This window comes from Streptomyces sp. NPDC032822 (assembly GCF_055578825.1).
Window position 1 is genome coordinate 1 of the sequence record NZ_JBVIOL010000007.1, and the last position, 11,704, is coordinate 11,704.

Below are 11,704 nucleotides of genomic sequence, written 5' to 3' on the forward strand. Positions count from 1 at the left end.
ACCGACCCGGCGGGCTTCCGATGGGTCCTCGGCGACGCGGCCGAGGACAACGTCTTCGCCTTCCTGCGCTACGACGCCGAAGGCACCCCGCTGCTGGCGATCTCCCACCTCTCGCCGGCGGTCCGCCACGACTACCGCCTCGGCGTCCCGGACGCCGTCCCGGCCTGGCACGAGACCCTCAACACGGACGCGGCCCGGTACGGCGGCAGCGACGTCACCAACCCCGACATCGTCAAGCCGGACCCCCACGCCTGGCACGGCCACCCGGCGAGTATCCACCTGACGTTGCCGCCGCTGTCGACGATCTGGCTGCGCCCCGCCTAGCCGCCGGGGGATGTCACGTGGACTCGACCCGCCCGAGCGGGTCGGGTCCGGCCGCCAGTTCGTCGCACGCCTCCTGCCAGGCGGTGTCCCCGGGGTGGAGTTCGGTGCGGAGGTAGGCCCAGGTGAGCCGCTGGACCACGGACACCCGCGCGGGGTTCTCGTCCGTGGTCTCGCCGACGTCGTATCCGGAGACCCCGCCGAGTCCGTGCTCCGCGTCGAACAGCGTGAGCAGGGACTTGGGGCCCGGCGCGAGGGTGTACGGATCGGCGTGCCAGTCCGGGCCCCGGACCGTCAGGTGGGTGGAGGTGTCCTTGTCGCCGACGACCACGAGCGCGGGCGTCGCCATCCGGGAGAAGTCCGTGGTCCGCAGGAAGGGAAGGCTCTGGGCCACGGGCTCGGTGAGGGCGTCGCCGCCCCGGCCGGGCGCGGCGAGCAGGACGCCCGCCTTGATGCGGGGCTCGGTCAGGTCCACCTCCGTTCCGTCGTCCGGGTCGGTGAGGCGGGCGCCCAGCAGCAGGCCGGCGGTGTGGCCGCCCATCGAGTGCCCGGCCACGGCGACCCTGTCCCGGTCCAGGCGCCCGAGGAGGTGCGGGACGGCCGCCTCGATCTCGTCGAGCCGGTCGAGGACGCGCGTCATGTCCTCGGCACGGGAGCGCCAGTGCAGGGGCGCGCCGGGGGTGTCGGCGGGCAGGTTCAGGGTCGTGGAGCTCAGATGGGTCGGCTGGATCACGACGAAGCCGTGCGCCGCCCAGAAGTGGGCGAGGGGGGCGTACCCGTTCAGCGAGGAGAGGTGGTTCGAGTAGCCCTGGCCGTGCGAGAGGAGGACGACCGGCAGGTCGGTCCCGGTCACGGGCGCGGAGACGCGCACCTCCAGGTCCACGGCTCGGTCGGGGGCCGGCAGCACCACCGGGCTGACGGAGAGAACGGGAGTGGATCCACTCATCATGCGTATGTCCCTTCACTGAGACCCATGGCCCATGGCCACGTCCGCTGACCACGTCCGCTGCGGCTACACTGAAGCGGAACGCCGTTCCGTTTAATATACGGAGCACTGTTCCGCTTTGTCAAAGGTCGTCGGGGTCGGCACAGTCGTCGAGATCCCCAAGGCCGTCGGAAGGAGAGCGCGGTGCCCACTGCAGACCGGTCCGGGCAGGAGCCGGCCCGAAGCAAACGGGCCGACGCGCTGCGCAACCAGCAGACCCTGCTGGCAGCCGCCGCCAGGGTGTTCGTCACCTCCGGCGTCGACGCGCCGATCCGCGAGATCGCGGCCGAGGCGGGCGTCGGCATGGGGACGATCTACCGCAACTTCCCGACGCGGGCGGATCTCGTCGTCGCCGTCTACCGCCACCAGGTCGAGGCCTGCGCCGAGGCCGGCCCGACCCTGCTCGCCGGTGCCGACTCGCCGCTCACCGCACTCGGTGAGTGGGTCGACCTCTTCGTCGACTTCCTGGTCACCAAGCACGGACTCGCCAACGCGCTGCAGTCGGACAGCAGCGGCTTCGACGCCCTGCACACCTACTTCCTCGACCGCCTGGTACCCGTCTGCGGACAACTCCTCGACGCGGCGGTCGACGCCGGCGAGATCAGACCCGGCACCCAGCCCTACGCACTGATGCGCGGCATCGGCAACCTCTGCATCGGCCGCGACAGCGACCCCCGCTACGACCCGCGCCGACTGGTCGAACTGCTCCTGCGCGGGCTGCGGTGACCGCGGCGCGGAACGCGGTGCGCGGCGGATCCGACGGGCGTTGACCTCACTCCGGACGGCTACCGGGGGACCGTCGGCCGGTGGGATCGCGTGGGGCCGGGTTTCCATGGCGCCACGTCGACCGCACCGGCCGTGCACACGCGGTGACCGCGTCGCGAACCGCTACGCCTCCTGCACGGATCCGGTGCCGGAATCCGCCGGAACCCCCGGTTCCCCGCCGAACGCCTCGGCCAGCGCCTGCGGGAGTTCACCGGTGTGCAGCACCCCGAGTCGCTGGGTCGCCCGGGTCAGGGCGACGTACAGGTCGCTCGTGCCGTAGCGGCCCGGCTCGACGACCAGGACCGAGTCGAACTCCAGGCCCTTGGACTGGCGGGGGTCGAGGAGGACGACGGACCGGGTCAGGTCGGGCTCGGCGCCCGCCGTCACGCCGTCCAGCCGGGCGGCCAGTGCGCGGTGCAGGTCCCGCGGGGCGATGACGGCGAGCCGGCCCTCGGCCGGGGTGAGTTCGGCGACCGCCTTGGCCACGGCGCCGGGCAGGTCGTCGGTGGCGCGCGCCCAGGGCCGTACGCCCGAGGACCGGACCGAGCTGGGCGGTTCGAAGCCGGGGTGCTCGGCGCGGACGACGGCCGCCGCCACGTCCATGATCTCGGCGGGGGTGCGGTAGTTGACGCCGAGGCGGGTGTGCTCCCAGCGGTCCTCGACGTACGGCTCCAGGATGTGTGACCAGGAGCCGACGCCCGCCGCCTCCGCGGTCTGCGCGGGGTCGCCGACCAGGGTCATCGAGCGGGTCGGGCTGCGCCGCATCAGCAACCGCCAGGCCATCGGGGACAGTTCCTGTGCCTCGTCGACGATGATGTGCCCGAACGCCCAGGTGCGGTCGGCCGCCGCGCGCTCGGCGGCGCTGCGGTGGTCGTCCTCCTCATGGCGTTCGGCGAAGCGCTCCGCGTCGATGATGTTGTGCGCCGACAGGACCTCGGAGTCCTCCTCGTCCTTGTCCTCGAACTCGTAGGTGCGGGACGCGTACGACACGTCCAGGACGCCCTGCGCGTAGGCGATCTGGGTCTCCCGCTCCTGCTCCGCGTGGGCCCGCGCCACCCGGTCGTCCTCGCCGAGCAGTTCGGCCGCCTCGTCGAGCAGCGGTACGTCCGCCACGGTCCACTCCCGGGTCACCGGGCGCCGGACGGCGGCGGCGTCCTCGTCGCTCAGATATCCCTCGGGGGCCGCGAGGAAGTCCGCGACCAGCCGCTGCGGGGTGATCCTCGGCCACAACCGGTCGATCGCCGCCCACACTTCGGGGTTCTCGGCGAGGTCGTCGCGGATCTGGGTGATGTCGCTCGGGTCGAGCAGGTTGGATCCGTCGTACGGGTCCGTGCCGATGCGCTCGGCGACCATGTCGGTGAGCGTGTTGAGGATGTGGCCCTCGAAGTACTCGCGTGCCGCGTTGTGCGGGAGCTCGGCGGCCCGGGTGCGTTCGCGGGCCATGTTCGCGAGGTCGTCGTCGAGCATCAGGACCTGACGGTCGTGCTCGATCGTGATCACCGGGTCGGGCAGCGACTGCCGGTCGCGTACGACGGCGGCGAGGACGTCGGCCATGTCGGCGCGCCCCTTCACGGCGGCCGTCTCGGGCGCGTCGGTGGCCCGCGCCCTCACACCCGGGTACAGCTCGCCGACCGTGGCGAGCAGGACGCCGGTCTCGCCCAGCGAGGGCAGCACCTCGCCGATGTAGCCGAGGAAGGCGGGGTTGGGACCGACGATCAGGACGGCCCGCCTGGCGAGCAGTTCGCGGTGTTCGTAGAGGAGGAACGCCGCCCGGTGCAGCGCGACGGCCGTCTTGCCGGTGCCCGGGCCGCCCTCCACCACCAGCACCCCGCGATGGGGTGCGCGGATGATCTCGTCCTGCGCGGCCTGGATGGTCTGCACGATGTCGCTCATCCGGCCGGTGCGCGCCGAGTCGAGCGCCGCGAGCAGGACGGCGTCGCCGGTCGGGTCCTCGTGTCCGGTGCGGGTGGCGTCGCCGAGGTCGAGGATCTCGTCGTGCAGGGCGGTGACGCGGCGGCCCTCGGTGGTGAGGTGCCGGCGTCGGCGCAGTCCCATCGGGGTGTGGCCGGTGGCCAGGTAGAAGGGGCGGGCGACGTCCGCCCGCCAGTCGATCAGGACCGGCGTGCGCTCGGCGTCGTCGACGCGCAGGCCGATCCGGCCGATGTGATGGCTGACACCCGAGGTGAGGTCGATCCGGCCGAAGCAGAGCGAGCCGTCCACCGCGTTCAGCGCGGCCAGCAGCCCCGAGCGCTCGGCGACCAGGATGTCCCGCTCCAGGCGGGCCTGCATGGGGGTGTTCCCCTGGGCGAGCGCGTCCGTGACGGAGCTCTCGGTGTCGCCGCGCAGGGCGTCGACGCGCTCGTACAGTTCGTCGATGAATTCCTGCTCGCTCGCCAATTCACGATCTGGAAACCCGGTGTTTGACAATTCCGCTCCCGGCCGCATATACTGTCCCCAGTAGCCTTCCTTGTGACGCACTTCAAATGAAGTCGCGAACCATTGAATATACGCCGAGAAATCCCCCGGACGCAAACGTCCGGGGGATTTCTTCGTGTGGGGGGAATCAGGGGATCAGCCGCCGCTGGGCCTGGAGCTCCGGCTCGCGCCCTGCGAGAACCCGCCACGGGCCAGGTGCACGACCGTGTGCGAGGCCGCGGGGGCGGAGGCGGTGCTGGAGCTGTGGCAGAGGGAGTCGCGCTCGGCGACGGCAGACCCACCTCGACGACGGACCCGCCGCAGACCGCTCCTCCAAGGCCGAGCAATGGGTGAATTCAACAGATAACTACCTGGCGGTAGTCAAATAAGTGGGTCAGAGCACATCCGACAGTTCTTCGAGAAGCCGTCGCTTGGGGCGGGCGCCCACCATCGATTTCACCGGCTCGCCGTTTCGGAACACCAGGAAAGTCGGCATGGAAAGCACCCGATAAGCCTGGGTCGTCACCGGGTTGGTGTCCACGTCCAGCTGAACCACCTTGAGCCGCCCGCCCTCTTCGGAGGCGAGAGCCGCGAGCACCGGTCCCATCTGCCGGCACGGCGGACACCAGTCGGCGGTGAATTCCACCAGCACCGGCAGCTCCGAACCGACCACCTCCGCCTCGAAGTCCGCGTCCGTCACCTCGGCCACACCCGCTGCCTTGATCACTCGATGTTCCTCTCCAGTTCGCACACCGGTTCCGGACCCCCCGGAACCTCCGCCTCGGCCGCCAGCGCGTCCCGGGCCCGCTCGGCACGCAGCAACTGCGCCCCGACCTGGGCCCGCACGGCACCCAACTCGCCGATCAGCTCGTCCAGTTCCGCCAGCTTGCGCCGGTAGACCTCCAGCGACGCCGGACACGAGTCGCCCTCCGGGTGCCCGGCCCGCAGACACTCCACGAACGGCCGCGTCTCCTCCAGGTCGAACCCGAAGTCCTGGAGCGTCCTGATCTGGCGCAGCAGCCTCAGGTCGTCCTCGTCGTACGTCCGGTATCCGTTGCCGCCCCGCCGCGCGGGCAGCAGCCCCCGCGACTCGTAGTAGCGCAGCGTCCGGGTCGTCGTTCCGGCCCGCGTGGCCAGCTCACCGATTCGCATGCGTACGAACGTAAGCCTTGACGCCGACGTCAAGGCAACAGCTCGGGGCAACACCTCAAAGCGCCGGCTCCGGGCGACACCTCAGGGCAGCAGCGGTTTCCGCTCCACCGGGGAGGTCAGCACGATCGACGTGGTGGTGCGGCCCAGCGCGGAGACCGCTTCGAGGACGTCCTCCAGGTGGACGGTGTCCCGGACGGCGACCTTGAGGATCCAGCAGTCCTCGCCGACCACGTGGTGCACCTCGATGATCTCGGGGCGCTCCATCAGTTCCAGGGTCCTCGGGTGTTTCAGGGTGTAGCCGCCGTGCGGGTCGACCCGGACGAACGCCTGGATGCCGTACCCGAGCCGGGCCGGTACGACCCGCGCACCGTAGCCGCCGATCACGCCCGCGGCCTCCAGCCGGCGCACCCGCTCGGTCACCGCCGCCGGGCTGAGCCGGACCCTGCGGCCCAGCTCGCTGAACTTGATCCGGCCGTCGGTCTGGAGGAGTTCCAGGATCTGCCGGTCCAGCGCGTCGAAGGCCACCGACGTTTCGTCGGCGGCACCGCGCCACTGCCGTGGTTCTTTCGGTACGGCGGCCTGAACTCCCATGGTTCCCCCTTCAGTACGGATATGCGTGCCGGGAGAATTATCGCCATGGAAAAGGCGCGAGAGGTATTGGTCATCGGCGGAAGCCGCTATTTCGGCAAACGGTTGATCGCGCGGCTGCTGGCCGCCGGAGACCGGGTCACGGTTCTCAACCGCGGCTCTTCGGCCCCTTTGCCCGGAGTAATTCATCTCGTCGCCGACCGCGACGACGAACGGTCCCTCACCGCGGCACTCGCCTCCCGCACCTTCGACGTCGTCGTCGACCAGGTCTGCTACACCCCGCGCCAGGCGGACATCGCCCGCCGGGTCCTCACCGGCCGCACCCGTCGCTATGTGATGACGTCGACCGTCGAGGTGTACGAGTACGAGGACTCGGCCACACCGGTACGGGAGGAGGCCGTCGACGCGTCGGCCGTGCCCGTCGACCTCGAACTCCCCTGGGACGACCCGGAGTTCCGGGACAGCCATTACGGCGAGGGCAAGCGGCAGGCCGAGGCGGTCTTCGCGGCCGGGCCCCCGTTCCCGTACACGGCGGTACGGGTGGCCCATGTGCTGGGCGGTGCCGACGACTTCACCGGCAGGCTGTGGCACTACGCCGACCGGATCGGCGCCGGCGAGCCGATCTCCGTGCCGGCCGTGAACCGGCCCGCCACCTACGTCCACGTCGAGGAGATCGCCGACTTCCTGGCCTGGGCGGCCGGCGAGGACTTCACCGGGCCGGTCAACGCGGCCTCCGACGGCCTGCTCGGCACCGAGGAACTGTGCGCGGCGGTGGCCGCGCACCTCCCGGGCGGCCGGACGGTCCTCAGGCCCGTCGACGTCGGCGCGGTCTCGCCGTTCTCCTTCGCCCGCTCCTACGGCATGGACAACTCCCGGGCCACCCGGCTCGGTTTCGCCTTCGGCGACGTACATCGGTGGCTGCCGCGGGCCGTCGCCGAGACCCTCGGAACGGACGGCGACCGGCATGCGGTGCCACGGACCCGGTGACCTGCGGGTGAGCCCCGTCGGCGTCGGTGCGATGCCCCTGTCCGTCGAGGCCGAGCGGGAGGGGGAGGCCGGGAAGGATCCCGGCGGGCGGCGCATGCAGCAGGTGTGCGAGCGCGGCGACGCTGCCGCGCGAGGTGACTGACCCTTGAGCGCGACCTCGCGGGACCGGAGTGGGGACGGCGCGGGACGGGGCAGGACCGGCCCCCCGCCAAGGGGACGACCGGTCCCGCCCGCTCGGCTCAGCCGACCTCGCTGAGCTCCCGCGCCTTCTCCTCCTGCCGCTCCTCCGCCTGTTCGGCCCGCTCCTCGCTCCTGCCCCGCGGCAGCAGCACCGCGACCACGAGGGTCCCGAGGCCCAGGACCACCGCGCCGACGAGGCTGGTGTGGGCGACCGCGTCGGAGAAGGAGGAGCCGACCGCGTCGGCCATCTGGCGGGCGCTCTCGGTGAGTTGCCCGGCCTGGGCCTTCAACTGGGCGGCCTGCTGGGCGTCGGTGGCCTTCGCGGCCTGGGCGGCGACCGTCCCGGCCTGGTCGGCGATGGCCTGGGAGACCGCGTATCCGGCGCCGACCGAGTCCTGCGCGGTGGACAGGGAGGCGGCGGGGAGCTTGCTGCCCGATGTCGCGTCCGCGAGGTGGTCGCCGTACGAAGTGGCGAGCAGGGAGCCGAGGATGGCGATGCCGAGCGAGCCGCCGAGCTCCAGCGAGGTGTCGTTGACCGCGCCGCCGACGCCGAGTTCGGACTCCGGGAAGGCGCCCATGATGGCGTCCGTGCAGGGCGAGAGGGCGAGCCCGATCGCGAGGCCGAGGATGACCAGCGGCGGGACGAAGTCGCCGTACGTCGAACCCGCGTCGACCTGGGTGAGCAGGGCGAGGGCGGCCGTGCCGGCGACCATGCCCGCGGTGACCGTGAGCTTCATGCCGACGCGCGGGGTGAGGTAGCCGGTGAGGGCGGAGCCGACGAAGACCGCGCCGGCCAGGGGCAGCATGCGCAGACCGGTCTCCAGGGCGCTGTAGCCGAGGACGAACTGGAGCTGCTGGGTGAGGTAGTAGAAGGCGCCGAAGACGGCGAGGAAGAACAGGGCCACCGCGAGGTTGGAGCCCGCGAACCGGCGTTCGGTGAAGCGGCGCACGTCGACGACGGGGCGCGGGTGGCGCAGCTCCCACACCACGAACAGCACCAGCCCGACGGCCGCGACCACGGCGGCGGTGATCGCCTTGACGCCCCAGCCGAAGTGCGGGCCCTCGATGATCATGTAGACGAGCGAGGCGATCCAGACGACGGACAGCAGACCGCCGACGTAGTCGATCCGCCCCTTGTCGTGGGCCTTCGACGGCGGCACGAGGACGAGCGCGCCGATCAGGGCGAGCGCGGCGATGGGCACGTTGATCAGGAACGTGGACTTCCAGCTGTGGTCCTCAAGGAGCGCACCGGCGAGCAGCGGTCCCGCCGCGATGGCGAGGCCCGCGGTGGCGGTCCAGAGGGTGATCGCCTTGGCGCGTTCGGCGCGCGGGAAGGTGGCGGCGAGGAGGGAGAGGGTCGCGGGCATGATCATGGCCGCGCCGACGCCCATGACCGCGCGGGCCGCGATGACCCCGCCCGCGCTGTCGACGAGGGAGCCGGCGACCGCCCCCGAGCCGAAGACGACCAGTCCGAGGACGAGGGCGCCGCGACGGCTGTACTTGTCGCCGATCGCGCCGAGCAGCAGCATCAGCGCCGCGTACGGGACGGTGTAGCCGTCGATGACCCACTGCAGGTCGGCGCTGGTCAGGCCGAGGTCCTCGGTCATGCCCGGGGCCGCGACGGTGAGGGCCGTGTTGGCCATCACGATGATCAGCAGGCTCAGGCAGAGCACCAGGAGCGCCCACCAGCGCCGGGCGTAGGGGCGGTCCGTCCTCTCCACCGGTTCGTTCACGACGAGTCGCATGGCTCGGGGCGCCTTCCTGATCGATTTGCACAGCACTGAGCAATTGCTCAGCCATGTGCAATGTACGCTTGTTGCACAGCACTGTGCAAGTCGAGGAGGATGGCCGGGGGGAACCGGGCGAGAACCAGGCGATGTGCAGAATGGCAGCCATGAACACCGGTCCCGGCCGTCGCGCCGACGCGAACCGCCGCCGCATCCTCGACGTCGCCCTCACCGAGCTGCTGCGCGACCCCGACGCCTCCATGGACCAGATCGCACGCGCCGCGGGTGTCGTACGACGGACGGTCTACGGCCATTTCCCGAGCCGCGAGGCGCTGGTGGGCACGCTCGTCGACGACGCCGTGGAGTCGGTGATGGCCGCCCACACGGCGGCCCGACAGGGCGTGGAGGACCCGGCACGGGCCGTGGCGCGCTCGGTGCTGGCGGTCTGGGAGGTCGCCGACCGCTATCGCATCCTGGTCGCGCTCGCCCAGCGCAGCGTCACCATGCAGGGCATCCGCGAGCGGCTCACGCCCGTGCGCCGGGCCAGCGTGGAGCAGCTGCGGCAGGGGCTGGCGGAGGGCGTCTTCAGCTCGCCGCTGCCGGCGGAGGCGCTCGCGTACGTGACGGAGCAGACCGTGTTCGCGCTGATGGACGCGGTGAACGACGGTCTGCTGGCAACGGAGGAGGCGGGCCACGCGGCCGCGGTCGCCGTACTGACCGCGGCGGGCGTGCCCGCCTCGCGTGCCACCGGGCTGGTGGCGGAACTGTGACGACCGGGAGCGCGACGCGGGCGCTCCCGGAAAACCGACCGGGCGGCTGAGCTACGGGGAGTACTCAGCCGCCCGGAGGCGTTCGGCCGGGCCCGGGTTCAGGCCGGGCCCGACCGGCTTGTGGGGCTCAGGGCCGTGAGGTGGGGCTCTGGACCGGTGGGGTGGGGCTCAGGACCCGTGGAGTGGGAATCCGAGCCGAGCCGGTGCGGTGGGGCTCAGAGACTGTGCGGAGGGCTCGGAAGCCTGCACGGTGGGGCTCGGAGCCTGCACGGTGGGGCTCAGGCCTTGGCCAGTTCCTTGTCGCCGCCCTGATCGGGGACGTCCGCCTGGGCGTCCTCGGCGGCGCCGTCGTGACCGTCGTCGAGGAGGGTCTTCTCGTCGAAGGGCAGATGGCCGGCGAGGACCTGGTCGACGCGCTCGCGGTCGATCTCCTTGGTCCAGGTGCCGATCAGGACCGTGGCGACGGCGTTGCCCGCGAAGTTCGTCAGGGCGCGCGCCTCGCTCATGAAGCGGTCGATGCCGACGATCAGGCCGATGCCGTCCACCAGGGCGGGCTTGTGCGACTGGAGGCCGCCGGCCAGGGTCGCGAGACCGGCACCGGTGACACCGGCCGCGCCCTTGGAGGCGACGAACAGGAACAGCAGCAGCGGGATCTGCTCACCGATCGACATCGGCGTACCCATGGCGTCGGCGATGAACAGGGACGCCATGGTCATGTAGATCATGGTGCCGTCGAGGTTGAAGGAGTAGCCGGTCGGGACGGTGATGCCGACCACCGGCTTGCTGACGCCCAGGTGCTCCATCTTCGCGATGAGCCGCGGCAGCGCCGACTCGGACGACGAGGTCGACAGGATCAGCAGGAACTCACGGCCCAGGTACTTGAAGAGCGTGAGGATGTTGAGGCCCGCCACCACCCGCAGCATCACGCCGAGCACGATGATCACGAAGAGGAAACAGGTGACGTAGAAGCCGAGCATCAGCACGGCGAGGCTCTTGAGCGCCTCGATGCCGGCGGAGCCGACCACGGCCGCCATCGCGCCGAAGGCGCCCAGCGGGGCGGCCCACATCACCATGGCGAGGATGCGGAAGACGAGGCGCTGGATGTGCTCGACACCGCGCAGGACCGGCTGTCCGGCCGAACCCATGGCCTGCAGCGCGAAGCCGGCGAGCAGCGCGATGAGCAGGGTCTGCAGCACCTCGCCCTGGGTGAACGCGGAGACGATCGTGGTCGGGATGATCCCGAGCAGGAACTCGGTGGTGTCCTTGGCCTCCGCGTCGACCTGTGCGTGGCCGACGTCCTTGACGGCGTCGGTCACCGCGAGGCCGGTGCCCGGGTCCAGGATGTTGCCGACGACCAGGCCGATGCCCAGCGCGACCAGCGACATGATCGTGAAGTAGACGAGCGCGATACCGCCGACGGCGCCGACCTTGGCGGCCTTGCGTACCGAGCCGATGCCCAACACGATCGTGCAGAAGATGATCGGCGAGATCATCATCTTGATCAGGTTCACGAAGCCGGTGCCGATGGGCTTCAGCTCGACGGCGAAGTCGGGGGCGACGAGACCCACGGTGACACCGAGGGCGACCGCCACGATCACCGCGATGTAGAGGTAGTGCGTGCGGTCCCGTTTGGCCTTGGGTGCGGCAGGTGCCTTCTCGGCTGCGCTGGTCACAGCGGCCCTCCTTGACGACGTCGTCGGCATCACCGGCGTGCGGCTCACGTCCGGGGGTGGCTATTGGGGAATGTCGTGACTATCCCCCGCCGTGTGAGCGCGGTCACCCTTCCGTTCATTTAGTTCATGCTTAACCTCGGA

General features: G+C 71.1%; 11 protein-coding genes. 4 read left to right on the forward strand and 7 right to left on the reverse strand.

The window, feature by feature from the left end:
- The coding region (locus ACZ5VD_RS20510; RefSeq protein ID WP_468551137.1) for an alpha amylase C-terminal domain-containing protein at positions 1-324 on the forward strand (324 nt) is incomplete at its 5' end.
- A 13-nt stretch (positions 325-337) separates the two neighbouring features.
- Here the strand turns inward: ACZ5VD_RS20510 and ACZ5VD_RS20515 are convergent.
- A complete protein-coding gene (locus ACZ5VD_RS20515) occupies positions 338-1,267 on the reverse strand; it encodes an alpha/beta hydrolase family protein (RefSeq protein ID WP_468683076.1) in 930 nt (309 codons plus the stop codon).
- A 183-nt stretch (positions 1,268-1,450) separates the two neighbouring features.
- Between ACZ5VD_RS20515 and ACZ5VD_RS20520 the strand changes: the two genes are divergently transcribed.
- A complete protein-coding gene (locus ACZ5VD_RS20520) occupies positions 1,451-2,032 on the forward strand; it encodes a TetR/AcrR family transcriptional regulator (protein ID WP_468551136.1) in 582 nt (193 codons plus the stop codon).
- A gap of 162 nt (positions 2,033-2,194) precedes the next feature.
- Here the strand turns inward: ACZ5VD_RS20520 and ACZ5VD_RS20525 are convergent, their stop codons facing one another.
- From ACZ5VD_RS20525 to ACZ5VD_RS20540, 4 genes are all read right to left on the reverse strand, one after another.
- Positions 2,195-4,516 carry a HelD family protein gene (locus ACZ5VD_RS20525; protein WP_468551135.1) on the reverse strand — a complete coding sequence of 774 codons (2,322 nt, stop codon included), beginning with the start codon at positions 4,514-4,516 and terminating at the stop codon, positions 2,195-2,197.
- 364 nt (positions 4,517-4,880) lie between these two features.
- Complete coding sequence (locus tag ACZ5VD_RS20530) at positions 4,881-5,213, reverse strand: thioredoxin family protein (protein WP_468682887.1); 333 nt, start codon at positions 5,211-5,213, stop codon at positions 4,881-4,883.
- A complete protein-coding gene (locus ACZ5VD_RS20535) occupies positions 5,210-5,638 on the reverse strand; it encodes a MerR family transcriptional regulator (protein ID WP_468551133.1) in 429 nt (142 codons plus the stop codon). Before ACZ5VD_RS20535 ends, ACZ5VD_RS20530 begins: the two co-directional genes overlap by 4 nt.
- Positions 5,639-5,719: 81 nt before the next feature.
- Positions 5,720-6,229, reverse strand: coding sequence for an Lrp/AsnC family transcriptional regulator (locus ACZ5VD_RS20540; RefSeq protein WP_468551132.1), 510 nt, complete (start codon positions 6,227-6,229; stop codon positions 5,720-5,722).
- Positions 6,230-6,274: 45 nt separating this feature from the next.
- Between ACZ5VD_RS20540 and ACZ5VD_RS20545 the strand changes: the two genes are divergently transcribed.
- The gene (locus tag ACZ5VD_RS20545; RefSeq protein WP_468682888.1) at positions 6,275-7,213 is read left to right on the forward strand and encodes an NAD-dependent epimerase/dehydratase family protein; all 939 of its coding nucleotides are present in this window, start codon (positions 6,275-6,277) and stop codon (positions 7,211-7,213) included.
- A 239-nt stretch (positions 7,214-7,452) separates the two neighbouring features.
- Here the strand turns inward: ACZ5VD_RS20545 and ACZ5VD_RS20550 are convergent, their stop codons facing one another.
- Positions 7,453-9,138 carry an MFS transporter gene (locus ACZ5VD_RS20550; RefSeq protein WP_468551129.1) on the reverse strand — a complete coding sequence of 562 codons (1,686 nt, stop codon included), beginning with the start codon at positions 9,136-9,138 and terminating at the stop codon, positions 7,453-7,455.
- Positions 9,139-9,278: 140 nt separating this feature from the next.
- On the opposite strand from ACZ5VD_RS20550, the gene ACZ5VD_RS20555 reads away from it, so the two are divergent.
- Positions 9,279-9,890 carry a TetR/AcrR family transcriptional regulator gene (locus ACZ5VD_RS20555; RefSeq protein WP_468682889.1) on the forward strand — a complete coding sequence of 204 codons (612 nt, stop codon included), beginning with the start codon at positions 9,279-9,281 and terminating at the stop codon, positions 9,888-9,890.
- 278 nt (positions 9,891-10,168) lie between these two features.
- On the opposite strand, the gene ACZ5VD_RS20560 is transcribed toward ACZ5VD_RS20555, so the two are convergent.
- Entirely contained in the window at positions 10,169-11,593 is a 1,425-nt protein-coding gene (locus ACZ5VD_RS20560) for a cation:dicarboxylate symporter family transporter (protein ID WP_468683078.1), read from the reverse strand.
- Positions 11,594-11,704 lie beyond the last annotated feature (111 nt).

What these genes read in the sequence shown, in the direction of transcription:
- ACZ5VD_RS20560 (WP_468683078.1), bottom strand. Translation starts at nt 11,593, where the DNA reads ATGCCGACGACGTCGTCAAGGAGGGCCGCTGTGACCAGCGCAGCCGAG.
- ACZ5VD_RS20545 (WP_468682888.1), top strand. Translation starts at nt 6,275, where the DNA reads ATGGAAAAGGCGCGAGAGGTATTGGTCATCGGCGGAAGCCGCTATTTC.
- ACZ5VD_RS20550 (WP_468551129.1), bottom strand. Translation starts at nt 9,138, where the DNA reads ATGCGACTCGTCGTGAACGAACCGGTGGAGAGGACGGACCGCCCCTAC.
- ACZ5VD_RS20535 (WP_468551133.1), bottom strand. Translation starts at nt 5,638, where the DNA reads ATGCGAATCGGTGAGCTGGCCACGCGGGCCGGAACGACGACCCGGACG.
- ACZ5VD_RS20540 (WP_468551132.1), bottom strand. Translation starts at nt 6,229, where the DNA reads ATGGGAGTTCAGGCCGCCGTACCGAAAGAACCACGGCAGTGGCGCGGT.
- ACZ5VD_RS20515 (WP_468683076.1), bottom strand. Translation starts at nt 1,267, where the DNA reads ATGAGTGGATCCACTCCCGTTCTCTCCGTCAGCCCGGTGGTGCTGCCG.
- ACZ5VD_RS20555 (WP_468682889.1), top strand. Translation starts at nt 9,279, where the DNA reads ATGGCAGCCATGAACACCGGTCCCGGCCGTCGCGCCGACGCGAACCGC.
- ACZ5VD_RS20525 (WP_468551135.1), bottom strand. Translation starts at nt 4,516, where the DNA reads ATGCGGCCGGGAGCGGAATTGTCAAACACCGGGTTTCCAGATCGTGAA.